Origin of the sequence: Pseudomonas sp. TWP3-1 (genome assembly GCF_049896625.1) — a bacterium.
Classification (GTDB): domain Bacteria; phylum Pseudomonadota; class Gammaproteobacteria; order Pseudomonadales; family Pseudomonadaceae; genus Aquipseudomonas.
In genome coordinates this window covers 108858-134187 of record NZ_JAFCUQ010000017.1, presented here as the reverse complement: position 1 = coordinate 134187, position 25330 = coordinate 108858, and the positions used below count along the sequence as shown (strand labels likewise).

Sequence of the window (25330 nt, the reverse complement as noted above, 5' to 3'; positions counted from 1 at the left end):
GCAAAAATCTTCAAGGACTGTAATACCCGACAGCCACCAGGAAATGCCCGACCTTCTTCAGGTACGCATGTTTGTCCTCGACCTTGCCGGTCACCGGGTTTTTCCAGCGGTATTCGTATTCGCCTTCATCCTGCTTGCTGATCAGCGCCAGAATCGGCTCGCCCACCGGTTTGCCTTCCGGGTCCTTGACCTTGCCGAAATCGGTATTGATCAACCGCAGGTTGGTGCCGTGGGCGACATAGCGCTGGGTGTCCAGATCGACCACGAACACATACAGGTCATCCTGCAAGTAACCGCCCCTCAGCGAGTTGATTGCGGTCAGCGTGCCCTTCTCGTCTTTCCCCAGATCAGTCGCAGCCTTGTCGAGCAAGGATTTCGCCTGTTCCGCTGACGCGCGCGGCAAGTAATACCCGACCGCCAGAATCCGCTGGCCGATGCGTTGGTAGAACACATGTTTGCGCTCGACCTTGCCGTCGGCCTGATTCTGCCAGCGGTATTCGGCCTGCTGAATGCCGTTGCCTTCCGGCACTTTCAAGGCGTCCTTGAAGGCCTTTTGCAGATCCGGCCCGAGCACCTCTGTGACATCGCGACCGATCAGCGCCGACGACGGCCCGCCGCTGGCGAGCATCACGCCTTTGGTGTCGACCACGAACACGTAACGATCCTTGTCGACAAACTCGCCCTGACGACTGAACGCCGCGAACGCCTTGTCGCCATTGTCGTGGTAATAGGCAAGGGCTTTCTCCAGCAGGGCAATCGCAGCCTTGCTGTCACCCTTCTCCGCGGCGGCACTGGCCTGGCCGAGAGTCAACAGCAGTACCGCGCCGAGCCAGGCCAGCTTATGCAAAAACCCCATGACGCATCCCTCGTTCTTGTTGATGTTTCAAGAGCGTAGACGGCCTGGGGCTATGTATGGATATTCAGGTTGGTTCTGGATATTGCACAGTTCTTGTGGCGAGGGGATAAATCCCCTCGCCACAAGAGTCCCTATCGATTAGGGCCGGGCATTGAGCTGTTGTTGCAGGTTCTGTATCTGCGCCTGCAGGGTGTTGATGTTGCGGGTCATCTGGGCACGGAACGCGTCGAACTCGGCGGTGTTGGTGGCACCCTGCGGCGCGGCCGGGCGGTTGTCCTGCTGGCTTTTGAGCACGACGATATCCTGCTCCAGACGATCAATCGCAGCGCTCGGGTTGCCCTGTTTTTTCAGCGCCGTGATGTCAGCGCCGAGGCTCTTGAACTGGGCATCGAAGGCTTTGAGCTGAGCGTCAACCTTGCTGGTGTCGGCCGGCGCGCTTTTCAGTGTTGCAAGCTCGGCGCTCAGGGCTTTGACCTGCGCCTGCAATTCGCTATTGGCTTTCTGCTGTTCGCTGGTCTGCGCGGTCATCTGTGCCAGGCGCTTGTCCAGATCGGTCGCCTGCCCGGCGACGCCTTGCTGTTGCTTGCTCTGATCCTGGAGTGCGCTTTGCAATTGCTTGATCTGCAATTTCAAGGCTTCGCTGTCGCTGCTGACGTTGCTTTGACTGGCCACGACCTTGCCGGAAATGTCCTGCAAACGGCCGGCCGCTTCCTCACTGATCCGCGCGAAGCTTTCCTGGGTTGCCACCAGTTGCTGCTCCATCAGCGAGATCTGCTGAAAGCTCCACCAGGCCAAGCCGATGAAGGCAAAGAACAAGGCGCCGACCAGCGCCCACAACGGCCCGGTGCTGGCGGATTTGACCTTGACCACCGGCGGCGTGCGCGAGTGCACGGAGGTGCGGGTGGTGGTCGGGAAGTCGTCGTCATCGAGAGGGTCGGCACGCAAGCTCGGTACATCATCGAAATCGTCGTGGGCATCGTTACGCATGGACATTGAGGCAACCTTTGTAAAACACGGTGGTGGCAGATTGCGGCGAAGTATAAACCCCAACAGCCGCACGCATTGACCCTCAACCCGCAGTCCGGTTCATTGCCGGCTGACTGATGGGTGTCAACGTATGTCCTGGGCTTTCCACCAGCCACAGAATTCATCGAGGGCAGTCCACAGACTGACTTTCGGATCGTAATCCAGATAATGCCGGGCGCGGCTGATGTCGAGGGTGAAATTTTTCTTCATGACTTGCATACCAAGGCGCGACAGGGTCGGCTCGGGACGACCGGGCCAGAGCTTGCACACGCCTTCATTGATCGCCGCCGCGCTGTACGCCAGTCCGTAGGAACGGTACTTGGTGACCTGTGGGACTTCCATTTTGCGCATCACATAATTGACCACATCCCACAACGGCACCGGGTTGCCGTTGCTGATGTTGTAGGCCTGGCCCAGCGCGGAACCGGCCGCCAGCAGGCTGCTGAGCAAGGCCTCATTAAGGTTGTGCACGCTGGTGAAATCGACCTTGTTCAGACCGTTGCCGATGATCGCCAGACGGCCCTTGCGCTGCATTCTCAGCAGACGCGGGAAGATGCTCATGTCGCCTGCCCCAGTCACGAAGCGCGGGCGCAAGGCGATGGTTTCGAGGCCGAATTCCTGGGCGCCGAAGACTTTCTGCTCGGCCAGGTATTTGGTCGCGGCATAGTGATGTTTGAAGCGCTTGGGCACTTGCTCTTCGGTCAGGCCGAGATGGTCGCGGCCATCGAAGTAGATCGATGGCGACGAAAGATGCACCAGACGCCGCACCCGCTGTTTCAGGCAGGCCTCGACTACGTTTTCCGTGACCTGCACGTTGCCCTGATGAAAGTCCTGATAACGCCCCCACAAGCCGACCGCGCCGGCGCAATGCACCACGGCTTCGACATCGGCGCACAGGTCACGCACCAGTTCAGGATCACTCAGATCGCCCTGCACGAACTCGGCGCCACGGCGCACCAGATGTTCGACGCCTTCGGCCCGGCGACCGTTGACCCGCACGTCCAGGCCCTGCTCCAGGGCAAAACGCGCAAAGCGTCCACCAATGAAGCCGCTTGCGCCGGTGACCAGAATTTTCATGTAGAGCTCCAACAAACGCAGCAGCAAGTTTCAAGTTTCAAGCTGCAAGTTAAAAACAGTGTGCAAGCGCTTTACTTGCCGCTTGCAGCTTGACGCTTATGGCTGCTTCCAGGGCACCAGCCATTGTGCCGACGAACGCACCAACTGCTCGGTCAACAACCCGAGCAACTGACCGCCATTGCGCCAATGATGCCAGTACAACGGCACGTCGATCGGTTTATCTGGCAACAGTTCACGCAGCGAGCCGCTGTGCAACTGATCGCGCACTTGCAGTTCAGGTACCAGTCCCCAGCCAATTCCGGCTTCAATCAGGCGGATAAAACCTTCGGACGACGGACACAGGTGATGCTCGAAACCGCCATCGACGCCGAGGGATGCAAGATAGCGATGCTGCAGGAAATCGTCCGGACCAAACACCAGCGCCGGGGTGCGCGGCAGTTGTTCGGCGCGCACTCCGCTGGGGAAATGCCGCTCGATGAACGCCGGGCTGGCGAGCGCCCGATAGCGCATCGCGCCGAGCAACACACTGCGCGCCCCGGCCACCGGTCGTTCGCTCGCGCACAAACACGCGGCGACTTCGCCGGCACGCATGCGTTTGAGGCCGACGGTCTGGTCTTCGACGACCAGATCGAGCAACAGATGTTGTTCGGCGCAAAAATCGGCCACGGCGCCGGCCCACCAAGTCGCCAGGCTGTCGGCGTTCAAGGCAATACGCAGACGTTCCGGCATGCCCTCCTCGTCCAGCGCCGGCACCAGACTCTGCAAGTCCCGCTCAAGCAAACGCACCTGCTGCACATGGTTGAGCAGGCGCCGGCCAATCTCGGTCGGCGCCGGCGGCGTGGCGCGCACCAGCACCGGCTGGCCGACCCGCGCTTCGAGCAATTTGATGCGCTGAGAAATCGCCGATTGCGACAATCCCAGCACCTGCGCCGCGCGTTCGAATCCGGCCTGCTCGACCACAGCGGCCAAAGCAGAAAGCAATTTATAGTCGAACATCAGTTTTCCTAATGAGCGATCAGCACTATTGGTTTTTCTTATACCGCGTCAAACCGCAGAATAGCCAGCAAGCACTCTTTATCAAGGATCACTTTTATGTGGCAAAGCTACGTGAACGGCCTGCTGGTGGCCTTGGGGCTGATCATGGCGATCGGCACCCAGAACGCTTTTGTCCTGGCGCAGAGCCTGCGCCGGGAACATCACCTGCCAGTCGCGGCGCTGTGCGTGGTGTGCGATGCGCTGCTGGTCGCCGCCGGAGTATTTGGCCTCGCCACGGTGCTGGCGCAAAACCCGACATTATTGGCAGTGGCACGTTGGGGCGGCGCGGTGTTTCTGATCTGGTACGGCAGCCAGGCGTTGCGTCGGGCGTTTTCGCAACAGAGTCTTGAGCAGGGGGAGAATCAGACCGTGCGCTCGTTGCGTGCAGTCATGCTCAGCGCACTGGCTGTGACCCTGCTCAATCCGCACGTGTATCTGGACACGGTGCTGTTGATCGGCTCGCTCGGTGCGCAACAGTCGGTGCCCGGCGCCTATGTAGTCGGCGCTGCGAGCGCTTCTCTGTTGTGGTTTTTCACCTTGGCGCTGGGCGCTGCATGGCTAGCGCCGTGGCTGGCACGTCCGAGCACTTGGCGAATCCTTGATCTGTTGGTGGCGGTGATGATGTTTGCGGTGGCCGGTCAGTTGATCTTCGCAGCGTGATTTATTCCCAACTGCTCTGGAACCTCTATTCCACACAGTTGTTGCGTGGTTATGCCGCACCCCCGGTGCTATGATCCGAACCCTGCGCCGCAAAGAGTAAAAACTCGCCGGTGCATTTCTGGCCGCCCGTGATCGGCCTTGCGCTCACCGCAACAGACCTGATTAGGAGAATCATCATGGCTTTCGAATTGCCGCCGCTGCCCTACGCACACGATGCCCTGCAGCCGCACATTTCCAAGGAAACCCTGGAATTCCACCACGACAAGCACCACAACACCTACGTCGTGAACCTGAACAACCTGGTGCCAGGCACCGAGTTCGAAGGCAAGACCCTGGAAGAAATCGTCAAATCTTCCTCGGGTGGCATCTTCAACAACGCCGCTCAGGTCTGGAACCACACTTTCTACTGGAACTGCATGGCGCCAAACGCCGGCGGTCAACCAACCGGCGCACTGGCTGAAGCCATCAACGCTTCTTTCGGTTCGTTCGACAAGTTCAAGGAAGAGTTCAGCAAAACCTCGATCGGCACCTTCGGTTCCGGCTGGGGCTGGCTGGTGAAAAAGGCTGACGGTTCCCTGGCTCTGGCCAGCACCATCGGCGCCGGCAACCCGCTGACCAGCGGCGACACCCCGCTGCTGACCTGCGACGTCTGGGAACACGCTTACTACATCGACTACCGCAACGTTCGTCCGAAGTATGTCGAAGCGTTCTGGAACCTGGTCAACTGGAAGTTCGTGGCCGAGCAGTTCGAAGGCAAAACCTTCACCGCTTAAGCTGCGCGCCAGATCAAGGAACCCGGCTGCTGCCGGGTTTTTTGTGCCTGCGATTTGTGCGCGGTGACGCGCGGACTTTTCCCACAGTGAAAGCAGACCTGCGCGCCTTGCTCACAAGCCACGGCGGGCTAACATCAAACACAGGAAAAATTATCCCGATGCCCTCAAGTTGCGGGCGCAAACTACCGACATAGTACAAATAGGACAAATACTCCAGAAAGCCGCCTTTCGGCCAGCCTCAAAGACAAATGCTCCCGGGCCTGATTGTCCCTTTGACTGCCACCACCGGATTGCCAATACTCATGGCAACTTGACGCTACCCGCACGGAACAAGGAATAACCCTTTGAAGCTGGAACTCAAGAACAGCTTGTCGGTGAAGTTGCTCCGGGTCGTGCTCCTGTCGGCATTGATCGTCGGCGTGGTCTTGAGCTGCGCGCAGATCGTTTTCGATGCCTATAAAACCCGTCAGGCCGTCGCCGGTGACGCCGAACGCATTCTCGACATGTTCCGCGATCCGTCGACTCAGGCGGTTTACAGCCTCGACCGCGAAATGGGTATGCAGGTGATTGAAGGCCTGTTCCAGGACGACGCCGTGCGCCAGGCCTCCATCGGCCATCCCAACGAAGCGATGCTCGCGCAGAAATCACGGGAGTTACAGCATTCCAACAGTCGCTGGCTGACCGACCTGATCCTCGGTCAGGAGCGCAAGTTCACCACGCAACTGGTCGGTCGCGGTCCGTACAGCGAATATTACGGCGACTTGAGCATCACCCTCGACACCGCCACTTACGGCGAAGGCTTTATTGTCAGCTCGGTGATCATCTTCATTTCCGGCGTATTGCGCGCGCTGGCCATGGGTCTGGTGTTGTATCTGGTGTATCACTGGCTGCTGACCAAGCCGCTGTCGCGGATCATCGAGCACCTGACCGAAATCAATCCCGACCGCCCCAGCGAGCACAAGATTCCACAGCTCAAGGGTCACGAGAAAAACGAGCTGGGCATCTGGATCAACACCGCCAATCAATTGCTCGAATCCATCGAACGCAACACCCATCTGCGCCACGAAGCGGAGAACAGCCTGCTGCGCATGGCCCAGTACGACTTCCTCACCGGTCTGCCAAACCGCCAGCAATTGCAGCAACAGCTGGACAAGATTCTGGTCGACGCCGGCAAACTGCAGCGCCGCGTGGCGGTGCTGTGCGTGGGTCTCGACGATTTCAAAGGTATCAACGAGCAGTTCAGCTACCAGACCGGCGACCAATTGCTGCTGGCGCTGGCCGATCGGCTGCGCGCGCACAGTGGTCGTCTCGGCGCCCTCGCCCGCCTCGGTGGCGACCAGTTCGCACTGGTGCAGGCGGATATCGAACAACCTTACGAAGCGGCGGAACTGGCGCAAAGCATTCTCGATGACCTCGAAGCGCCATTTGCCCTCGGCGATCAGGAAATCCGCCTGCGCGCGACCATCGGCATCACCCTGTTCCCGGAGGACGGCGACAGCACCGAGAAGCTGTTGCAGAAGGCCGAGCAGACCATGACGCTGGCCAAGAGCCGTTCGCGCAATCGCTATCAGTTCTACATCGCCAGCGTTGACAGCGAGATGCGCCGCCGTCGCGAGCTGGAAAAGGATCTGCGCGACGCATTGCTGCGCGATCAGTTCTTCCTCGTTTACCAACCGCAAATCAGCTATCGCGATCACCGTGTGGTCGGGGTCGAAGCGCTGATTCGCTGGCAGCATCCGGAACACGGTCTGGTGCCACCGGATCTGTTCATTCCGCTGGCGGAGCAGAACGGCACGATCATCGCCATCGGCGAGTGGGTGCTTGATCAGGCCTGCAAGCAATTGCGCGAATGGCATGACCAAGGTTTCGTCGACCTGCGCATGGCGGTCAACCTGTCCACGGTGCAGTTGCACCACGCCGAGCTGCCGCGCGTGGTCAACAACCTGTTGCAGATGTACCGCTTGCCGCCACGCAGTCTGGAGCTGGAAGTCACCGAAACCGGTCTGATGGAAGACATCAGCACCGCCGCCCAGCATCTGCTGAGCCTGCGTCGCTCCGGCGCGTTGATCGCTATCGACGACTTCGGCACCGGTTATTCATCGCTGAGCTATCTGAAAAGCCTGCCGCTGGACAAGATCAAGATCGACAAGAGCTTCGTTCAGGATCTGCTGGATGACGACGATGACGCGACCATTGTTCGCGCCATCATCCAGCTGGGCAAGAGCCTCGGCATGCAGGTGATTGCCGAGGGCGTGGAGACCGCCGAGCAGGAAAGCTACATCATCTCCGAAGGCTGCCACGAAGGTCAGGGCTACCACTACAGCAAGCCACTGCCGGCGCGCGAGTTGGCGGCTTATCTCAAGCAGGCGCAGCGCACGAACGCAGCAATTCTGTAAAGATCAAAAGATCGCAGCCTCGTTGCACTCGACAGCTCCTACAGAGTGCAACGTGGCTGCGATCTTTTGATCTGTACCAACATCCGTGTAAATAAGAAATATTTCCAGCCACAACCCTTTACACATAATGCGAAAGATTTGCATTATGTCGCAGTTTTGCGCGCCCCCGGCGCCTGTCCATCAATCACCGAAGCAGGATGTTCGCCATGATTCGTATGCCTCTGGCCACCGCCAGTCTGCTGGCCATCGCTATTTCCCTCGCCGGTTGCGGCGAAGGCAAAGACAAAGCCGCTGCCCCAGCGCCTACTCCGGCTGCCACTACCACTGCACCGGCTGCTCCTGCTCCAGCCGCTGCTGCCGGTAAAGTCGACGAAGCCGCTGCCAAGGCTGTGGTCGCGCATTACGCCGACATGGTCTTCGCCGTTTACAGCGATGCCGAATCCACCGCGAAAACCCTGCAAACCGCTATCGACGCGTTCCTTGCCAAGCCGAACGCCGACACCCTGAAAGCCGCCAAGGCCGCCTGGGTAGCCGCTCGCGTTCCTTACCTGCAGAGCGAAGTGTTCCGCTTCGGCAACACCATCATCGACGATTGGGAAGGTCAGGTTAACGCCTGGCCGCTGGACGAAGGTCTGATCGACTACGTCGACAAATCCTACGAGCACGCATTGGGTAACCCGGGCGCCACTGCCAACATCATCGCCAACACCGAAGTTCAGGTCGGCGAAGACAAGGTTGACGTGAAAGACATCACCGCCGAGAAACTCGCCAGCCTCAACGAGCTGGGCGGTTCCGAAGCCAACGTCGCGACCGGCTACCACGCCATCGAATTCCTGCTTTGGGGCCAGGATCTGAACGGCACCGGCCCTGGCGCTGGCAACCGTCCTGCTTCGGACTACCTGGAAGGCGCCGGCGCCACTGGCGGTCACAACGACCGTCGTCGTGCCTACCTGAAAGCCGTGACCGAACTGCTGGTCAGCGATCTGGAAGAAATGGTCGGCAACTGGAAGCCGAACGTGGCTGACAACTACCGCGCCACGCTGGAAGCCGAGCCGGGCGAAACCGGTCTGCGCAAAATGCTCTTCGGCATGGGCAGTCTGTCGCTGGGTGAACTGGCGGGCGAGCGCATGAAGGTTTCCCTGGAAGCCAACTCGCCTGAAGACGAGCAAGACTGCTTCAGCGACAACACCCACAACTCGCACTTCTACGATGCCAAAGGCATTCGTAACGTGTACCTGGGCGAGTACACCCGCGTTGACGGCGCCAAAATGACCGGCGCCAGCCTGTCGTCGCTGGTGGCCAAGGCTGACCCGGCTGCCGACACCGCACTCAAGGCCGATCTGGCTGCCACCGAAGCGAAGATCCAGGTCATGGTCGATCACGCCAACAAGGGTGAGCACTACGACCAGTTGATCGCTGCCGGTAACACCGCTGGCAACCAGATCGTGCGTGATGCCATTGCGTCGCTGGTCAAGCAGACCGGTTCGATTGAAGCCGCTGCCGGCAAGCTGGGCATCAGCGACCTGAACCCGGACAGCGCTGATCACGAGTTCTGATCACCGCGTGTCTGACTGAAAAAGGCGATCTTCGGATCGCCTTTTTCATGCCTGCCATTTGCGGTGATGCTGATGGCCCCATCGCTGGCAAGCCAGCTCCCACAGGTATCGCGGTGTTTGCAGTCTCTGTGTTCACCACCAAACCCTGTGGGAGCTGGCTTGCCAGCGATGGCAGCACCTCGGTCCCAAGCCAAACCCTGCCCCACATCAAGCAAACGATAATTCCTCTTATTCAATCTCCCCCGCCCTGTTAGACTTTGCGCCTCAAATTTCGCCCCGTTTGCAGGATGTCTGATGCCCTCGCCGGTTCTTCGCTTGTCCGCACTGTTGCTGGCCCTGGGCCTGAGTGCCTGCGATGACGCCCCGCGTTTCACCAAGGCCGAACCCGGTGAAGCCCGGTCCGGCGGCGGCGCGACCGTGCGCAAGAGCGATCAGAACGCGTTCTCCCTGCCATCGGCCAATCTGCCGCCGTCGCGTCGGGTGGATTTCAGCGTCGGCAACAGCTTCTTCCGCAGCCCTTGGGTCATCGCGCCGTCGACCACCACCGCGCGCGATGGCCTCGGCCCGCTGTTCAATACCAACGCCTGCCAGAACTGCCACATCAAGGACGGCCGCGGTCACCCTCCAGCGCCGGATGCGGCCAACGCCGTGTCGATGCTGGTGCGTCTGTCGATTCCCGATGCGCCGCAGTACGCCAAGGTCATCGAACAATTGGGCGTGGTGCCGGAGCCGGTTTACGGCGGGCAGTTTCAGGACATGTCAGTACCCGGCGTCGCCCCGGAAGGCAAAGTACGGGTCGATTACACCCCGGTGCCGATCCGCTTCAAGGACGGCACCGAAGTCGAGCTGCGTAAACCGACCTTGCAGATCACTCAACTCGGCTACGGCCCGATGCACCCGGACACACGTTTCTCTGCGCGTATCGCCCCGCCGATGATCGGCCTCGGCTTGCTTGAAGCGATCCCGGAAGCAGCGATCCTGGCCAATGCCGCCGAGCAGGCCAAGCAGAACAACGGCATCAAAGGCCGGCCGAATCAGGTCTGGGATGACGCGCAGCAGAAAACCGTGCTCGGCCGCTTTGGCTGGAAGGCCGGACAGCCGGATCTCAATCAACAGAATGTTCACGCGTTCTCCGGTGACATGGGCCTCACCACCAGCCTGAGACCGATTGATGACTGCACCGACGCGCAAACCGCCTGCAAACAGGCGCCGAACGGCAACGGCCCGAATGGCGAACCGGAAGTCAGCGATAACATTTTGCGTCTAGTGTTGTTCTACAGCCGCAACCTCGCGGTGCCTGCACGGCGAGGCGTTAACGAGCCGCAGGTGTTGGCCGGCAAGAATCTGTTTTTCCAGGCCGGTTGCCAGTCCTGTCACACGCCGAAATACACCACGGATGCCAACGCCGCCGAACCCGAGTTGGCCAATCAGGTGATTCGCCCGTACAGCGATCTGCTGCTGCACGACATGGGCGAAGGCCTGGCCGACAACCGCACTGAATTCCAGGCCTCCGGCCGCGAGTGGCGCACGCCGCCGCTGTGGGGCATCGGCCTGACGCAGACGGTCAGTGGCCACACCCAGTTTTTGCATGACGGCCGCGCCCGCAATCTGCTCGAAGCCGTGCTCTGGCATGGCGGCGAAGCGACTGCTGCGCAGCAACAGGTTTTGTCTTTCAATGCCGAGCAGCGTGCCGCGCTGCTGGCGTTTTTGAATTCCCTTTAAACACAGATCAAGATTCGGGAGCCCGACATGTTCCGTCCCAAGCTGTTGTTCACCAGCCTCGCCGCCCTCGCGCTGGGTGCCTGCTCGCCGCAGGATCCGCAAGCGGTCACTTCGGCGGCGATCGCCAAGTCGGTGATCCTGCCGACCTACACCCGTTGGGTTGAAGCCGACAAGCAACTGGCGGTCAGCGCTCTCGCCTACTGCCAGGGCAAAGAAACCCTGGAAACCGCCCGCGCCGACTTCCTGCACGCACAGAAAGCCTGGGCCGAGCTGCAACCACTGCTGATCGGCCCGCTCGCCGAGGGCAACCGTTCGTGGCAGGTGCAGTTCTGGCCGGACAAGAAAAACCTCGTCGGCCGTCAGGTCGAGCAACTGGTGATCGCCCAGCCGCAGATCGACGCCGCCGCACTGGCCAAGTCCAGCGTTGTGGTGCAAGGCCTGTCGGCGTACGAATACATTCTGTTCGACGCCAAGCCAGACGTGGCCAATGACGCGCAGAAAGCCAAATACTGCCCGCTGCTGGTGGCCATCGGCGAACGCCAGAAACAGCTCGCTGAAGAAATCCTCAACAGCTGGAACAACACCGACGGCATGCTCGCGCAGATGAGCAAATTCCCCAACCAGCGCTACGCCGACTCCCACGAAGCGATCGCCGATCTGCTGCGGGTGCAGGTCACCGCGCTCGACACCCTGAAGAAAAAACTCGGTACGCCAATGGGCCGCCAGAGCAAAGGCGTGCCGCAGCCGTTCCAGGCTGATGCATGGCGCAGCCAATCGTCGCTGACCGCACTGGAAGCCAGCCTCGCAGCGGCCAAAACCGTTTGGGAAGGCGTCGACAACAAAGGCCTGCGCGGCTTGCTGCCGGCTGAGCAAAAACCGTTGGCGGACAAGATCGATGCGGCTTACGCGGCCTCGCTGAAGCTGTTCGACAGCACTCAGCGTTCGCTCGGCGAAATGCTCGAAGACGACGCCGGTCGCCAGCAACTCAACGACATCTACGACAGCCTGAACGTCGTCCACCGCCTGCACGAAGGCGAACTGGCCAAGGCGCTGGGCATCCAACTGGGCTTCAACGCCAACGACGGTGACTGATGAGGGCAAGTGCCATGCTGCGACGCCAGGCTCTGACTTTAGGTAGTTTGCTGCTGGGAGCAGTGACACTGGGCGGCTGGACGCTGTTCAAACGCAAGGATCAGAGCCCGCTGTTGCTCTCGGCTCGCGATGACACCGACGGCAGGCACTACGCCGTCGGTTATCGGCTGGACGGCACGCGGGTGTTCGCCACCCAGGTCGGCCAGCGCTGCCACGACATCATCAACCACCCGACGCTGCCGATTGCGTTGTTCGTGGCCCGGCGCCCCGGCACCGAGAGCTATCTGATCGATCTGCGCGACGGGACGTTGCTGCAAACCGTGGCCTCGCAGCCGAACCGGCATTTCTACGGCCACGCGGTGATTCACCACAGCGGCGATTATTTGTACGCCACCGAAAACGACACCTCCGATGCCGGGCGTGGTTTGCTCGGGGTGTACAAATTCGAAGGCGAGCGACTGGTGCACAGCGGCGAGATTTCCACCCACGGCCTCGGCCCGCATCAGGTGTCGTGGATGCCCGACGGCGAGACGCTGGTGGTGGCCAACGGCGGAATTCGCACCGAGGCCGAAAGCCGCGTGGATATGAATCTCAACGCGATGGAGCCAAGCCTGGTGCTGATGCAGCGCGACGGCACTCTGCTGAGCAAGGAAACTCTCGCCCAACAGATGAACAGCGTGCGCCATCTGGGCATTGCCAGCGACGGCACCATCGTTGCCGGTCAGCAGTTCATGGGGCCTTCGCATGAGCGTTCCGAGTTATTGGCGATCAAGCGTCCGGGTCAGCCATTCGTGGCGTTCCCGGTGCCGGAGCATCAGTTGCAGTCGATGGGGCATTACACCGCCAGCGTTGCCGTACACAGCGAGTTGCGTCTGGTGGCGCTGACCGCGCCGCGCGGTAATCGCTTCTTCATCTGGGATCTGGACAGCGGCGAAGTGCGCCTCGACGCACCGCTGCCGGACTGCGCAGGCGTCGGTGCGGTGCAGGATGGTTTTGTCGTGACCTCGGGTCAGGGCCGCTGCCGTTACTACGATTGCCGCCAGGATGAACTGCTGGCCAAACCGCTGGAACTGCCGGCGGGGCTCTGGGACAACCATCTTCACCTCATGGCTTGACACAACTCTTGTGGGGAGGGGATTTATCCCCTCCCCACAGGTTTATATGCCCGCCCCTCTTCTTACGTCCTGTAAAAACTGCCAGTTGGAATCCGTCCCGCACTCGGAGTAATGTTCGCGCCTGTCTCGCCTGATTTTCTCCAAGGAACTGGAAATATGCTGCGTCGCCGCATGCTGATCATGTTGGGTGTTGTGCTGCTGATTGTCCTGGTGCTGGCCGGGTATAAAGCCTTCTCGATCTATACGATGGTGCAGGGCTTTTCCAAACCGAAACCGCCGATCAGCGTCGCCGTGGCCACTGCCAGCGAGCGCCCGTGGCAGATGCGTTTGCCCACGGTCGGCACGCTCAAGGCATTGCAGGGCGTCGATCTGAGCCTGGAGAACGCCGGCACCGTGACCGAGCTGAAGTTCGAATCCGGACAGAAGGTCAAGGCCGGCCAACCCTTGCTGCAATTGGACAGCGCCGTCGAAGCAGCCTTCCTGGAAACCGCCAAGGCTGACCTCGGCCTCGCGCAGCTGGATTACGGTCGCGGCAGCCAGCTGGTCGGCAGCAGTGCCATCTCCAAGGGCGAATTCGACCGACTCGCGGCGCAACTGCAAAAAAACAAAGCCACGGTCAATCAGCTCAACGCGGCGCTGGCGAAAAAACGTATCGTCGCGCCCTTCAGCGGCACTATCGGCATCCGCCTCGTCGACATCGGCGACTACCTCGCCAGCGGCACAAAAATCGCCACGTTGCAGGATCTGAGCAGTCTCTACGCCGACTTCTATGTACCCGAACAATCGGTGCCGAAACTGGCTGTCGGCCAACCCGTGCAGATTTCGGTCGCCGCCTACCCCGGCCAGAATTTTCAGGGTGCGATCAGCGCGATCAACCCGATTGTCGAGAGCACCACGCGCAACATCCTGGTGCGCGCCACACTGGCCAACCCCAACGGCAAGCTACTGCCCGGGATGTTCGCCAGCCTCGAAGTGCTGCTACCGAATCCGCAACAGCACATCGTGGTGCCGGAAAGCGCGATCACCTACACCCTCTACGGCAACTCGCTGTACGTGGTCGCGCAGAAGAAAGCCGAGGACGGCAGCCTCGAAAAAGACGACAAGGGCCAACCGGTGCTGATCGCCGAGCGGCGTTTCATCGAAACCGGTGAACGCCGCGATGGCCTGGTGATGATCAACAAGGGCGTACAGAGCGGCGAACAAGTGGTGACGGCTGGCCAGATCAAACTGGACAACGGCGCGCACATTGCCATCAGCGACGACAAGACCCTCGGCGAGCAGAACAGTCCGCGCCGCGCCGACTGATCAAGGAATCCTCATGGCTTTTACTGATCCGTTCATCCGCCGCCCGGTGCTCGCCACCGTGGTCAGCCTGCTGATTGTGCTCCTGGGTTTCCAGGCCTGGAGCAAGTTGCCGCTGCGCCAATACCCGCAAATGGAAAACGCCCTGATCACGGTGACCACGGCTTATCCCGGCGCCAATGCCGAAACCATTCAGGGCTACATCACTCAGCCGATGCAGCAAAGCCTGGCGAGTGCCGAGGGCATCGACTACATGACCTCGGTCAGTCGCCAGAACTTCTCGGTGATTTCGATCTACGCGCGCATCGGCTCCAACAGCGACCGACTGTTCACCGAACTGCTGGCCAAGGCCAACGAGGTGAAAAACAAACTGCCGCAAGATGCCGAAGACCCGGTGCTGAGCAAGGAGGCGGCCGACGCCTCGGCGCTGATGTACATCAGCTTCTTCAGTAAAGAACTGAGCAACCCGCAGATCACCGACTACCTGTCGCGAGTGATCCAGCCGAAACTCGCGACGCTGCCGGGCATGGCCGAAGCGGAGATTCTCGGCAACCAGGTGTTTGCCATGCGCCTGTGGCTCGACCCGGTGAAGCTCGCCGGTTTCGGTCTCAGCGCCAGCGATGTGACCAACGCAGTGCGCCAGTACAACTTTCTCTCTGCTGCCGGCGAGGTTAAAGGCGAGTACGTGGTCACCAGCATCAATGCCAACACCGAACTGAAGTCCGCCGAGGCGTTCGGCAAGATTCCATTGAAGATCAGCGGTGACAGCCGCGTGCTGCTCAGCGATGTCGCGCGGGTCGAAATGGGCGCGGAGAACTACGACTCGGTCAGCTCGTTCGGCGGCACGCCTTCGGTGTACATCGGGATCAAGGCCACGCCCGGCGCCAACCCGCTGGACGTGATCAAGGAAGTGCGCAAGATCATGCCGGAGCTGGAATCCCAGCTGCCGCCCAACCTGAAAAGCGAAATCGCCTACGACGCCACATTGTTCATTCAGGCCTCCATCGACGAAGTGGTGAAAACCCTGTTCGAAGCAGTTCTGATCGTGATCGTCGTGGTGTTCCTGTTCCTCGGTGCGTTGCGCTCGGTGGTGATCCCGGTGGTGACCATTCCGCTGTCGATGATCGGCGTGATGTTCTTCATGCAGATGATGGGTTACTCGATCAATTTGCTGACGCTGCTGGCGATGGTGCTGGCCATCGGGCTGGTGGTCGACGATGCCATCGTGGTGGTGGAAAACATCCACCGGCATATCGAAGAAGGCAAGACGCCGATGGACGCCGCGCTGGAAGGCGCGCGGGAAATCGCCATGCCGGTGGTCTCGATGACCATCACGCTGGCGGCGGTGTATGCACCGATCGGTTTCCTCACCGGGCTGACCGGGGCGCTGTTCAAGGAGTTCGCGCTGACGCTGGCCGGGGCCGTGGTGATTTCCGGGATCGTCGCGCTGACCCTGTCGCCGATGATGTGCGCCTTCCTGCTGCGCCATGAAGAAAACCCCAGCGGTCTGGCCCATCGCCTCGACCGTATCTTCGACAGCCTCAAGCGCCGCTATCAGAGCATGCTGCATGGCACGCTGAATACGCGGCCGGTGGTGCTGGTGTTCGCAGTCATCGTGTTGTGCCTGATTCCGGTGCTGCTCAAGTTCACCAAATCGGAACTGGCGCCGGACGAAGATCAGGGCATCATTTTCATGATGGCCAGCGCGCCACAGCCAACCAACCTCGACTATCTGAACACTTACACTGACGAGTTCATCAAGATCTTCAAGGAATTCCCGGAGTACTACTCCTCGTTCCAGATCAATGGCTACAACGGCGTGCAATCGGGTATCGGCGGTTTCCTGCTCAAACCGTGGAATGAACGCGACCGCACGCAGATGCAAATCCTCCCCGAGGTGCAGGACAAACTGGGCAGCATTCCGGGCTTGCAGATATTCGGCTTCAACCTGCCGTCGCTGCCCGGTACCGGTGAAGGCTTGCCGTTCGAGTTCGTGATCAACACCGCCAACGACTATGAGCTGTTGCTGCAAGTCGCCGACCGGATCAAGAAGCGCGCCATGGAGTCGGGCAAGTTCGCCTTCGTCGACCTCGATCTGGCGTTCGACAAACCGGAAGTAGTGGTGGATATCGACCGCGCCAAAGCGGCGCAGATGGGCGTGTCGATGCAGGATCTGGGCGGGACGCTTGCGACCCTGCTCGGCGAGGGCGAGATCAACCGCTTCACCATCGAAGGTCGCAGCTACAAAGTCATCGCTCAGGTCGAGCGTGCCTTCCGCGACAACCCGGACTGGCTGAACAACTACTACGTGAAAAACACCCAGGGCGAACTGTTACCGCTGTCGACCCTGATCAGCGTGACCGACCGCGCGCGCCCAAGGCAGCTCAACCAGTTCCAGCAACTCAACGCCGCGAAGCTGTCCGGGTTCCCGCTGGTGAGCATGGGTGAAGCCATCGAAGCCGTGCAGCAGATCGCCCGTGAAGAGGCCCCGGCCGGGTTCGCCTTCGACTACGGCGGTGCCTCGCGTCAGTTCGTGCAGGAAGGCAGCGCGCTGTGGGTCACGTTCGCGCTGGCGCTGGCGATCATTTTCCTGGTGCTGGCGGCGCAGTTCGAGAGTTTCCGCGACCCGCTGGTGATTCTGGTGACGGTGCCGCTGTCGATCTGCGGGGCGCTGATTCCGCTGTTCCTCGGCTGGTCGAGCATGAACATCTACACCCAGGTCGGATTGGTGACGTTGATCGGGCTGATCAGCAAGCACGGGATCCTGATCGTCGAGTTCGCCAACCAGTTGCGCAAGGACAAGGGCCTGACGCCGCGTGAGGCGGTGGAGGAAGCGGCAGCAATTCGTTTGCGGCCAGTGCTGATGACCACCGCAGCCATGGTCTTCGGTATGGTGCCGCTGATTCTGGCCAGCGGTGCGGGGGCGGTCAGCCGTTTTGATATCGGCATGGTGATTGCCACCGGGATGTCGATCGGCACGTTGTTTACGCTGTTTGTCTTGCCGTGCGTTTACACCTTGCTGGCCAAACCCGACAAAGCCTGAAATCAAAAAAAAGGCCTCGCATTTGCGAGGCCTTTCATTTTGGCTTCAATCGATTCAACTTTGTGGCCTCATCCCTTGAGTGAGTCCGAACATGAACAGCAATAAATCATGATCCGGCTGTGCCGCCACGGAAGCTTTCGCCACCCGTGGCATCGGGCAATGGGCATCGCTGGGGGATGCGTCGATTACCTGCATGCGTGGCTGTTCCCAGGCCGCCACCGCCAATGATGCAACTGCCAAGGCTCCTACCAGAAACACACCTCGAGCAATTTCTAGTTTCATCGCTATAAACCTTTGATAGCGCTGCCAAACGCCGTCTCATAAAAGTAGACGAGTTTTTGCCATTCGGCATCGCTGAACGACGAGTGGCGACGCAATTGCTTCATGTCATGGGAGGCCGCGCGATAGGCGGTCAGGCGCTGACGGCATTTCTCGAAATCGATCAGTGCGATTTCAGTTTTGGCCGATTCACCTTCGCCGGTCACCCGCACAAACACATGTTTGACGTAGATGCAGCTGTGCTGCCAGCGGCCCTTGTGCATGCGCGCCAGATTGTCCGCCAGGTCTTTGAGCACGCGCTCATAGACGGCTTCGCCATACTGTTCGCGACCGCCGGCGGCCTTCCACACTTCGAGTTCTTGAAAACCGTCCAGCGACTTGGTCACCAGCAGCGCACGCCAGGTGTGTTGCGGATCAGGCTGCGCTCCACAGAAAACGATCTCCGGCACGCGCACACCCAGTCGCGAAACGCCGGTCAGCGCATCCAGTTCACGCAATACGGTCGGGCGTCCGAACGGGTGCAGCCAGCTGCGATAGATATGTCCGGTCTGACGCTTGGCGTACAGCAGTTGCCCGTCACGCCCCACCACCCGCTGTACTCCGCTTTCACCGCCGCGCCGCACATTGGGTTCTTCAACCCACTCACCGCGCTGGTTCCAGTAGTAGTCAAAGCCTTCCTGGGGAGCGACTGAATTGTCTGCTGCAAATTGCACTGCCATTTACTACCTCTTGCGTAATACGTAAACCCGCCACATGGCATAGAGCGGAATGAAGTCCAGTTGTTCCTGGATACGGAATCCCGCTTCTTCAAATTCCTTTTCAACCGTTGCAGCCGGTAACACAAATCTATTCTGGTAACCCACTTGCCCGCGTTTTTGCTCGGAGCGTTTGCGTTTCCAGGCCTTGAAATTGCCATCCACCCACAGCGAAATGATCACGCTGTCACGGGTCACACGGGCGAACTCGCGCAAAATCGCCCGGCGGTGCTCGGCCTCGCCGATGTGATGCAGCAGTCGCATGCAGAAAATGCTGTCGACCGCGTTATCCGGCAAAGCAATGTCGAATGCCGACGTGTGCAAGGGTTGTACCCTTTTCACCACATCGGCCGGTTGCGACTGCATCGCGATCTTGATCATCGACTCGGAGTTGTCCGCTCCGATGATCACGCGATTCTGCTTTTCCGCCAGCATCGGCCAGAAGCGTCCCGCGCCACACGGCAGATCGAGCACCAGTCCCGGCTCGCCAGCCAGTGTCAGCGCCTTGCGGGCCACTTGCTGATCGCGCCAGTTGGACAAACGACGGCCGAGACCGTCCTGATGCTTGCGCAAATATTTCTGCGCATGGTTGTCGTCGTACTTTTCGGAAAAATCGAGTTTGATCGGGCCGGCCATCATCAGGGCTCCTGAAATGCTGATGGCCTCACCTTAGGGATGGGCTTGTCAGCGTCAGGTCATCCCTTTGTGAAAAAAATGTCAGGTAAACCGGCAAACTATTTCAAGGTTATACAGGATTGGTTCAGGTTGGTAGCACTGTCGTGTGATAGGCAGTGCTTCTCAATGCTGGCCGAGATCCACCTCGAAACGGCAGCCATTGGGTTCCATCGTGCCGAGACTGACGCTCCATCCTTCGTTCTCGCAAATCCGCTGCACCAGTGACAGACCCAATCCAAGACCGTCGCCGCGCTTCTCGGTTCCGCGCACGAAGGGTTCGAACATGGCTTCGCGTTTCTCTTCCGGAATGCCCACGCCAGAATCTTCAACCACAAAACCATGGGCACTGAGCGTCAGGCGAATGAAGCCATGCTCGGTGTAGTGCAGGGCATTGCGCAGCAGGTTGCCCATCACCGCGTTGAGCAAGGTGGCGTTGTAACGGGTATCTGCCGGATTGCCGGGTTCGAAGATCAAGGTCAGGCCCTTGGCTTCGATCGGCTCACGCCACAGGCACAGCAAGCTGTCAGCCACATGCGTGAGATTTTGCTGAGGTGCTGCGCCGGCGTCTTCACGTTGCGCGCGAGCCAGCATGAGGAAGGTCTGCACCAGTTCACGCATCTCTTCGCTGGCGCGGGCAATGCGCTCAACCTGCGCCCTACCGCGCTGATCGATGCCGGGGTTTTCCAGCAGCAGTTCGCAGGAGCTGGCCAGCACCATCAACGGTGTGCGCAACTCATGGCTCACATCACTGGTGAACAGCCGTTCGCGGGTCAACGCCTGACGCAAACGACCCAGCGTCGCATCGAACGCCACCGCCAGTTCGCCGACTTCGTCAGCGGCATAATCCGGCGCCAGCGGCGGCGCCAGTCCGAGCAGTTGGTCGCGATGGCGCACCTGACGCGCCAGCCGCACCACCGGCGCCATCACTTTGCGCGCGAGCACCCAGCCGAGAAATACCGCCAGTGCCAGACTGAGCACGAAGCCCACCAGCACTACGGCAAACAGCACGCGCTCGCGTTCTTCGAAATCGCTTTGATCCTGCAGCAGTACGTAACGCCGGCCGTCGACCACTTCGACCATGGCGTGATACGAGAGATTTTCGCGGAAGACTTCGTGGAACCCCGAGTCGAGATGGCGCAGATCTTTCGGCAGCTCGAAATCACCCGGACCGCCACTGAAATAGAACAACTGATCCGGCTCCGGACGATGGCTCCAGTCCGAGACGTTGTCCATCAACAGCAGGCGCTGCAAGTCGCCGCCCAGGCCTGCCGAAATCAGTTTCTCTTCCACCAGATGCACGGTCGCGACGATGCCCATGGCGAAGGCGCCCGCCACCAGTGCACTCATCAACGCAAAGGCGATGATGATCCGTTGGGAAAGGCTCTGCTTAAACTCCATCACGGCCCTCGGCCAAGCGGTAACCCACGCCGTGCACGGTGTGCAGCAACGGTTTGGCGAACGGTTTGTCGATCACCTGACGCAGTTGGTGGACGTGGCTGCGCAGGCTGTCGCTGTCCGGGCAATCATCGCCCCACAGCGCTTCTTCGAGAATTTCCCGGCGCAGCACATGCGGGCTCTTCTGCATCAACACCGCCAGCAGCTTGAGGCCGACCGGGTTGAGCTTGAGCAGTTTGCCTTCGCGGGTCACTTCGAGGGTGTCGAGGTCGTAGCTCAAGTCACCGACCTGCAGGGCACGGCGACCGCCACCCTGAGCGCGGCGCATCACCGCCTCGACCCGAGCCGCCAGTTCCGACAGGGCGAACGGTTTGATCAGGTAATCGTCGGCCCCGGACTTGAACCCCTGCAAGCGATCGTCGAGTTGGTCGCGGGCGGTCAACATGATCACCGGCGTGTCGCGGCGGGCGTCTTCGCGCAGGCGTTTGCACAGGGTGTAGCCATCGATGCCGGGCAGCATGATGTCGAGCACGATCAGGTCGTAATGCTCGGTGGCAGCCAGATGCAGGCCCGACAGACCGTCCTGGGCGCAATCCACGGTATAGCCCTTCATACCCAGATAGTCGGCCAGATTGGCCAGGATATCGCGGTTGTCTTCGACCACTAGAATTCGCATGGGCACCTCCTACGTACACAGTAACGGCCGTCATGGCCCGCGCAGCTTACGGCCAAGTGTGGCTCAGGGCTAGGCGTGGATGGACGGATTCGACTTTAAAACGGCCATTGCCGGGATTGACGATTTTTTCACGGCCGGCTGACAAGTTGCCGACAGAATCCAGCGCAGACTCGCGCGGTTGCGCATCCCTGAACAACTCCACCGAATACTTAAATCGACCCAGGAACTGCCATGGTACCGATCGCTGCCCGCCCTGCTTCAAGACCTTTGAATTTCTGGCTGTGCCTGGGAATTCCCGCTGTTGCGGCGGTCATTCTGGTGTTGCTGGAACTGACCGATCTGGACATGGATCTGGCGCGCCTGTTTTACGACCCGGTCGCGGGGGATTTCATCGGTCGGCACAGTTACTTTCTCGAAGACATCCTGCACGACCGCGCCAAGGAAGTGGTGATCGCGTTTTCGGTGTTTGCCATCGTCGGCTTCATCGCTGCGTTTTTCGTCGAACGGCTCAAACCGTTCAAGCGCGAACTGGGCTGTCTGGTGTTGTCGCTGGGCTTGGCGACTTCGTTCGTCACGCCAGTCAAAGCGGCGACGGCAGTGCAGTGCCCGTGGAGTCTGGAGCAGTTCGGTGGACATGAAACCTACAGCAAATTGCTGAGCCATCGTCCGGCCACCGACAAGCCCGGCCGTTGCTGGCCCGGCGGTCATGCGGCGACCGGTTTCACCTTGTTTGCATTGTTCTTCGTGCTGCGTGATCGACGCCCACGTCTGGCGCGGCAGGCGTTTGTCTTTGCCTTCGCGCTGGGTTCGGTGTTTTCGATCAGCCGGATGATGCAGGGCGCGCACTTTTTTTCACACAACGTTTGGACGGCGATTTTCTGCTGGTTGATTTGTCTGGGGTCGTATTACTGGGTGTTGTACCGCCCGGCGGTGAACACCGAGGCTGCCGTCAAAGCGCAAACTGCCAGCGCCTGATCTGACGCTATCGCTGGCAAGCCAGCTCCCACAGTGTCCAAGGTGAAACACCAATCCCTGTGGGAGCTGGCTTGCCAGCGATGGCCGCGCCTCGGTGTTGCGCCAACACCGAATTCAAGGCCAATAAAAAACCCCGCCTGCTTTCGCAGACGGGGTTTTTTCGTACAGGGGTAAGGCTGGCTTACATCATGCCGCCCATGCCACCCATGCCGCCCATATCCGGCATGCCGCCGCCAGCTGGAGCGTCTACTTTCTTGTCAGCGATTGCAGCTTCGGTGGTCAGGATCAGGCCACCGATGGAAGCTGCTGCCTGCAATGCCGAACGAGTCACCTTGGTAGGGTCCAGGATGCCCATTTCGATCATGTCGCCGTACACGCCAGTTGCAGCGTTGTAACCGTAGTTACCTTTGCCGTTCTTGACTTCGTTGACCACAACGCTTGGCTCGTCGCCGGAGTTGGCAGCGATCTGGCGCAGCGGCGCTTCAACAGCACGACGCAGTACAGCGATACCAACGTTCTGGTCAGCATTGTCGCCGGTCAGGTTGGTCAGGGCTTCCAGAGCGCGGATCAGCGCAACGCCACCGCCAGGTACCACGCCTTCTTCAACGGCTGCGCGGGTTGCGTGCAGGGCGTCTTCAACGCGGGCTTTCTTCTCTTTCATTTCTACTTCGGAACCAGCGCCAACCTTGATTACTGCAACGCCGCCGGACAGCTTGGCCAGACGCTCTTGCAGTTTTTCACGGTCGTAGTCCGAGGAAGTTTCGGCAACCTGAGCACGGATCTGAGCGATACGCGCTTCGATGTCGCCTGCTACGCCAGCACCGTCAACGATGATGGTGTTTTCCTTGGAAATGGTCACGCGCTTGGCGCTGCCGAGGTTTTCCAGGGTGGCGCTTTCCAGGCTCAGGCCGATCTCTTCGGAGATAACAGTACCGCCGGTCAGAACAGCGATGTCCTGCAGCATGGCCTTGCGACGGTCGCCGAAGCCTGGAGCCTTGACGGCTGCAACCTTGACGATGCCACGCATGTTGTTCACGACCAGCGTCGCCAGGGCTTCGCCTTCAACGTCTTCGGAAACGATCAGCAGTGGACGGCCGGCTTTGGCAACGGCTTCCAGCACTGGCAGCATTTCGCGGATGTTCGAGATCTTTTTGTCGACCAGCAGAACCAGCGGGCTCTCCAGTTCGGCAACCATGGTCTCAGGCTTGTTGACGAAGTACGGCGACAGATAGCCACGATCGAACTGCATGCCTTCTACAACCGACAGTTCGTTTTCCAGGCCAGTGCCTTCTTCAACGGTGATCACGCCTTCTTTGCCGACTTTTTCCATGGCTTCGGCAATGATTTCGCCGATGGAGCTGTCGGAGTTGGCGGAGATAGTACCGACCTGAGCAATTGCCTTGGTGTCAGCGCATGGCTTGGACAGGTTTTTCAGCTCAGCAACAACGGCGATGGTCGCCTTGTCGATGCCGCGTTTGAGGTCCATCGGGTTCATGCCGGCAGCGACGGCTTTGTAGCCTTCGTTGACGATGGCCTGAGCCAGAACGGTAGCGGTGGTGGTGCCGTCGCCGGCGTCATCGTTGGCACGGGAGGCAACGTCTTTGACCAGCTGCGCGCCCATGTTTTCGAAACGGTCTTCGAGTTCGATTTCTTTGGCTACGGAAACGCCGTCCTTGGTGATGGTCGGAGCGCCGAAGCTCTTCTCGATGATCACGTTACGGCCTTTCGGGCCCAGGGTCGCTTTTACCGCGTCAGCCAGGACGTTGACGCCCTTGAGCATTTTTTTACGGGCGGAATCGCCAAACAGAACTTCTTTAGCAGCCATGATCGATATTCCTTAAATACTTTGTAGTAGCGGGAAAATGAACGGGAAAATCAGCCTTCCAGTACAGCGAGAATCTCGTTCTCAGCCATTACCAGCAGGTCTTCGCCATCAACTTTCACAGTGTTGCTGCCGGAGTACGGACCGAACACAACCTTGTCACCGACTTTAACGGCCAGCGCACGCACTTCACCGTTTTCCAGAGTCTTGCCTGGACCTGCAGCGACGATCACACCGTGGTTGGCTTTTTCAGCAGCCGAACCTGGCAGGACGATACCGCCAGCGGTTTTCTTTTCTTCTTCGCTGCGACGGATTACGACGCGGTCATGCAGAGGACGAAGCTTCATTGTCGATCTCTCCTAATTGTGGTTTTCATCGGCCGGTGTAGTCCCGGCGGGTTTAACAAATCCGGCCTTCGCCGGTTGCGCCTCGACAAGCGAGACGCGGAAGTCTGACTGGCACACATGCCAGAAACCTTGCGGTGACCGTTACATAAGGGCGCATAAGCTTATTACAAGGGCGAGTGCAGAAAATTTTTCATCACGGCGCCCACAAAAGCGCACGGCACCCGAGGGTGCCGTGTCGATAAAAGTCTTACTTGGTGTCGCGGTGTTCGAACTCGCCTTCGATCACGTTCGGTTCACGTCCCAGCGGCTCGCGTGGGGCGGGCCCGCCGCGTGGCTGCAGGTCATCGGCGAAGGCTCGCTGACGCATCGCCTGATCTTCGGCGCGCTGGCGCATTTTATTGGCCAGCAGACGACGGGTGAACGGCAGCAGCATCACCAGACCGACCACATCGCTGATGAAGCCCGGCAGGATCAACAGACCGCCGGCCAATGCCAGCATCAAGCCTTCAAGCATGGTTTGCGCAGGCAATTCACCGCGATTCAGGCTTTCACGCGCACGCAGTGCGGTAGCCAGACCGGCGACGCGCAGCACGAACACGCCGAACATCGAGCCGACGATTATCAGCAGCAGGGCCGGGAAAAACCCGATAGAGCCTGCCACTTTGACGAATACGAACAGCTCCAACACTGGAAACAGCAGAAAGAGCAACAGAAAAGGGCGCATCAAAGATTCCTCAACGCAAGAAATGCCTT

General features: G+C 59.8%; 22 protein-coding genes. 10 read left to right on the top strand and 12 right to left on the bottom strand.

What is annotated here, in order from left to right; genetic code table 11:
- Positions 1 to 10: 10 nt before the first annotated feature.
- The 4 genes from ACP7BN_RS21645 to ACP7BN_RS21630 form a co-directional block, all read right to left on the bottom strand.
- Positions 11 to 856 carry a cache domain-containing protein gene (locus ACP7BN_RS21645; RefSeq protein ID WP_426206008.1) on the bottom strand — a complete coding sequence of 282 codons (846 nt, stop codon included), beginning with the start codon at positions 854 to 856 and terminating at the stop codon, positions 11 to 13.
- 138 nt (positions 857 to 994) lie between these two features.
- A complete protein-coding gene (locus ACP7BN_RS21640; RefSeq protein ID WP_426206007.1) occupies positions 995 to 1849 on the bottom strand; it encodes an ATPase in 855 nt (284 codons plus the stop codon).
- 117 nt (positions 1850 to 1966) lie between these two features.
- Positions 1967 to 2959, bottom strand: coding sequence for an NAD-dependent epimerase/dehydratase family protein (locus tag ACP7BN_RS21635; protein ID WP_420646242.1), 993 nt, complete (start codon positions 2957 to 2959; stop codon positions 1967 to 1969).
- Between the two features lie 96 nt (positions 2960 to 3055).
- Entirely contained in the window at positions 3056 to 3955 is a 900-nt protein-coding gene (locus ACP7BN_RS21630) for a LysR family transcriptional regulator ArgP (RefSeq protein ID WP_426206006.1), read from the bottom strand.
- Between the two features lie 96 nt (positions 3956 to 4051).
- Between ACP7BN_RS21630 and ACP7BN_RS21625 the strand changes: the two genes are divergently transcribed.
- The 9 genes from ACP7BN_RS21625 to ACP7BN_RS21585 all read left to right on the top strand — a co-directional run bounded on the left by ACP7BN_RS21625 (position 4052) and on the right by ACP7BN_RS21585 (position 17653).
- Positions 4052 to 4654: a LysE/ArgO family amino acid transporter gene (locus tag ACP7BN_RS21625; protein WP_420646240.1), complete on the top strand. Its 603-nt coding sequence runs from the start codon at positions 4052 to 4054 to the stop codon at positions 4652 to 4654.
- Positions 4655 to 4830: 176 nt separating this feature from the next.
- Positions 4831 to 5427, top strand: a complete 597-nt coding sequence (locus ACP7BN_RS21620; protein WP_426206005.1) for a superoxide dismutase — start codon at positions 4831 to 4833, stop codon at positions 5425 to 5427.
- Positions 5428 to 5771: 344 nt separating this feature from the next.
- Positions 5772 to 7823 (top strand): putative bifunctional diguanylate cyclase/phosphodiesterase, encoded by a 2052-nt coding sequence (locus ACP7BN_RS21615; protein WP_420646238.1) that lies wholly within the window; start codon positions 5772 to 5774, stop codon positions 7821 to 7823.
- Between the two features lie 206 nt (positions 7824 to 8029).
- A complete protein-coding gene (locus ACP7BN_RS21610) occupies positions 8030 to 9379 on the top strand; it encodes an imelysin family protein (RefSeq protein WP_426206004.1) in 1350 nt (449 codons plus the stop codon).
- A 294-nt stretch (positions 9380 to 9673) separates the two neighbouring features.
- The gene (locus tag ACP7BN_RS21605) at positions 9674 to 11101 is read left to right on the top strand and encodes a di-heme oxidoredictase family protein (RefSeq protein WP_426206003.1); all 1428 of its coding nucleotides are present in this window, start codon (positions 9674 to 9676) and stop codon (positions 11099 to 11101) included.
- Positions 11102 to 11128: 27 nt separating this feature from the next.
- Entirely contained in the window at positions 11129 to 12193 is a 1065-nt protein-coding gene (locus tag ACP7BN_RS21600) for an imelysin family protein (protein ID WP_420646235.1), read from the top strand.
- A 14-nt stretch (positions 12194 to 12207) separates the two neighbouring features.
- The gene (locus ACP7BN_RS21595; RefSeq protein ID WP_426206002.1) at positions 12208 to 13308 is read left to right on the top strand and encodes a DUF1513 domain-containing protein; all 1101 of its coding nucleotides are present in this window, start codon (positions 12208 to 12210) and stop codon (positions 13306 to 13308) included.
- Positions 13309 to 13464: 156 nt separating this feature from the next.
- Positions 13465 to 14613, top strand: coding sequence for an efflux RND transporter periplasmic adaptor subunit (locus ACP7BN_RS21590; RefSeq protein ID WP_426206001.1), 1149 nt, complete (start codon positions 13465 to 13467; stop codon positions 14611 to 14613).
- Between the two features lie 13 nt (positions 14614 to 14626).
- Entirely contained in the window at positions 14627 to 17653 is a 3027-nt protein-coding gene (locus ACP7BN_RS21585; protein WP_426206000.1) for a multidrug efflux RND transporter permease subunit, read from the top strand.
- Between the two features lie 54 nt (positions 17654 to 17707).
- On the opposite strand, the gene ACP7BN_RS21580 is transcribed toward ACP7BN_RS21585, so the two are convergent.
- The 5 genes from ACP7BN_RS21580 to colR all read right to left on the bottom strand — a co-directional run bounded on the left by ACP7BN_RS21580 (position 17708) and on the right by colR (position 21433).
- A complete protein-coding gene (locus tag ACP7BN_RS21580; RefSeq protein WP_420646231.1) occupies positions 17708 to 17935 on the bottom strand; it encodes a hypothetical protein in 228 nt (75 codons plus the stop codon).
- Between the two features lie 2 nt (positions 17936 to 17937).
- Positions 17938 to 18651 (bottom strand): lipopolysaccharide kinase InaA family protein, encoded by a 714-nt coding sequence (locus ACP7BN_RS21575; protein WP_426205999.1) that lies wholly within the window; start codon positions 18649 to 18651, stop codon positions 17938 to 17940.
- Positions 18652 to 18654: 3 nt separating this feature from the next.
- The gene (locus ACP7BN_RS21570; protein WP_426206018.1) at positions 18655 to 19323 is read right to left on the bottom strand and encodes a class I SAM-dependent methyltransferase; all 669 of its coding nucleotides are present in this window, start codon (positions 19321 to 19323) and stop codon (positions 18655 to 18657) included.
- Positions 19324 to 19485: 162 nt separating this feature from the next.
- On the bottom strand, positions 19486 to 20760 hold the full coding sequence (locus ACP7BN_RS21565) for a sensor histidine kinase (RefSeq protein ID WP_420646229.1): 1275 nt from the start codon (positions 20758 to 20760) through the stop codon (positions 19486 to 19488).
- On the bottom strand, positions 20750 to 21433 hold the full coding sequence (gene colR / locus ACP7BN_RS21560) for a two-component system response regulator ColR (protein WP_420646228.1): 684 nt from the start codon (positions 21431 to 21433) through the stop codon (positions 20750 to 20752). Before colR ends, ACP7BN_RS21565 begins: the two co-directional genes overlap by 11 nt.
- 231 nt (positions 21434 to 21664) lie before the next feature.
- Here colR and ACP7BN_RS21555 point away from each other — a divergent pair, with 231 nt between their 5' ends.
- Positions 21665 to 22408, top strand: a complete 744-nt coding sequence (locus ACP7BN_RS21555; RefSeq protein ID WP_426205998.1) for a phosphatase PAP2 family protein — start codon at positions 21665 to 21667, stop codon at positions 22406 to 22408.
- A 181-nt stretch (positions 22409 to 22589) separates the two neighbouring features.
- Here ACP7BN_RS21555 and groL read toward each other — a convergent pair whose 3' ends face one another.
- The 3 genes from groL to ACP7BN_RS21540 all read right to left on the bottom strand — a co-directional run bounded on the left by groL (position 22590) and on the right by ACP7BN_RS21540 (position 25301).
- Complete coding sequence (gene groL, locus ACP7BN_RS21550) at positions 22590 to 24233, bottom strand: chaperonin GroEL (protein ID WP_426205997.1); 1644 nt, start codon at positions 24231 to 24233, stop codon at positions 22590 to 22592.
- 50 nt (positions 24234 to 24283) lie between these two features.
- Entirely contained in the window at positions 24284 to 24577 is a 294-nt protein-coding gene (locus ACP7BN_RS21545) for a co-chaperone GroES (RefSeq protein WP_003227685.1), read from the bottom strand.
- A 247-nt stretch (positions 24578 to 24824) separates the two neighbouring features.
- On the bottom strand, positions 24825 to 25301 hold the full coding sequence (locus ACP7BN_RS21540) for an FxsA family protein (protein WP_426205996.1): 477 nt from the start codon (positions 25299 to 25301) through the stop codon (positions 24825 to 24827).
- Between the last annotated feature and the right edge of the window lie 29 nt (positions 25302 to 25330).

Excerpts from the sequence above, each read along its gene's own strand:
- ACP7BN_RS21645 (WP_426206008.1), bottom strand. The coding sequence starts at position 856 with ATGGGGTTTTTGCATAAGCTGGCCTGGCTCGGCGCGGTACTGCTGTTG.
- ACP7BN_RS21640 (WP_426206007.1), bottom strand. The coding sequence starts at position 1,849 with ATGTCCATGCGTAACGATGCCCACGACGATTTCGATGATGTACCGAGC.
- ACP7BN_RS21635 (WP_420646242.1), bottom strand. The coding sequence starts at position 2,959 with ATGAAAATTCTGGTCACCGGCGCAAGCGGCTTCATTGGTGGACGCTTT.
- ACP7BN_RS21630 (WP_426206006.1), bottom strand. The coding sequence starts at position 3,955 with ATGTTCGACTATAAATTGCTTTCTGCTTTGGCCGCTGTGGTCGAGCAG.
- ACP7BN_RS21625 (WP_420646240.1), top strand. The coding sequence starts at position 4,052 with ATGTGGCAAAGCTACGTGAACGGCCTGCTGGTGGCCTTGGGGCTGATC.
- ACP7BN_RS21620 (WP_426206005.1), top strand. The coding sequence starts at position 4,831 with ATGGCTTTCGAATTGCCGCCGCTGCCCTACGCACACGATGCCCTGCAG.
- ACP7BN_RS21610 (WP_426206004.1), top strand. The coding sequence starts at position 8,030 with ATGATTCGTATGCCTCTGGCCACCGCCAGTCTGCTGGCCATCGCTATT.
- ACP7BN_RS21605 (WP_426206003.1), top strand. The coding sequence starts at position 9,674 with ATGCCCTCGCCGGTTCTTCGCTTGTCCGCACTGTTGCTGGCCCTGGGC.
- ACP7BN_RS21600 (WP_420646235.1), top strand. The coding sequence starts at position 11,129 with ATGTTCCGTCCCAAGCTGTTGTTCACCAGCCTCGCCGCCCTCGCGCTG.
- ACP7BN_RS21595 (WP_426206002.1), top strand. The coding sequence starts at position 12,208 with ATGCTGCGACGCCAGGCTCTGACTTTAGGTAGTTTGCTGCTGGGAGCA.
- ACP7BN_RS21590 (WP_426206001.1), top strand. The coding sequence starts at position 13,465 with ATGCTGCGTCGCCGCATGCTGATCATGTTGGGTGTTGTGCTGCTGATT.
- ACP7BN_RS21585 (WP_426206000.1), top strand. The coding sequence starts at position 14,627 with ATGGCTTTTACTGATCCGTTCATCCGCCGCCCGGTGCTCGCCACCGTG.
- ACP7BN_RS21580 (WP_420646231.1), bottom strand. The coding sequence starts at position 17,935 with ATGAAACTAGAAATTGCTCGAGGTGTGTTTCTGGTAGGAGCCTTGGCA.
- ACP7BN_RS21575 (WP_426205999.1), bottom strand. The coding sequence starts at position 18,651 with ATGGCAGTGCAATTTGCAGCAGACAATTCAGTCGCTCCCCAGGAAGGC.
- ACP7BN_RS21570 (WP_426206018.1), bottom strand. The coding sequence starts at position 19,323 with ATGGCCGGCCCGATCAAACTCGATTTTTCCGAAAAGTACGACGACAAC.
- ACP7BN_RS21565 (WP_420646229.1), bottom strand. The coding sequence starts at position 20,760 with ATGGAGTTTAAGCAGAGCCTTTCCCAACGGATCATCATCGCCTTTGCG.
- colR (WP_420646228.1), bottom strand. The coding sequence starts at position 21,433 with ATGCGAATTCTAGTGGTCGAAGACAACCGCGATATCCTGGCCAATCTG.
- ACP7BN_RS21555 (WP_426205998.1), top strand. The coding sequence starts at position 21,665 with ATGGTACCGATCGCTGCCCGCCCTGCTTCAAGACCTTTGAATTTCTGG.
- groL (WP_426205997.1), bottom strand. The coding sequence starts at position 24,233 with ATGGCTGCTAAAGAAGTTCTGTTTGGCGATTCCGCCCGTAAAAAAATG.
- ACP7BN_RS21545 (WP_003227685.1), bottom strand. The coding sequence starts at position 24,577 with ATGAAGCTTCGTCCTCTGCATGACCGCGTCGTAATCCGTCGCAGCGAA.
- ACP7BN_RS21540 (WP_426205996.1), bottom strand. The coding sequence starts at position 25,301 with ATGCGCCCTTTTCTGTTGCTCTTTCTGCTGTTTCCAGTGTTGGAGCTG.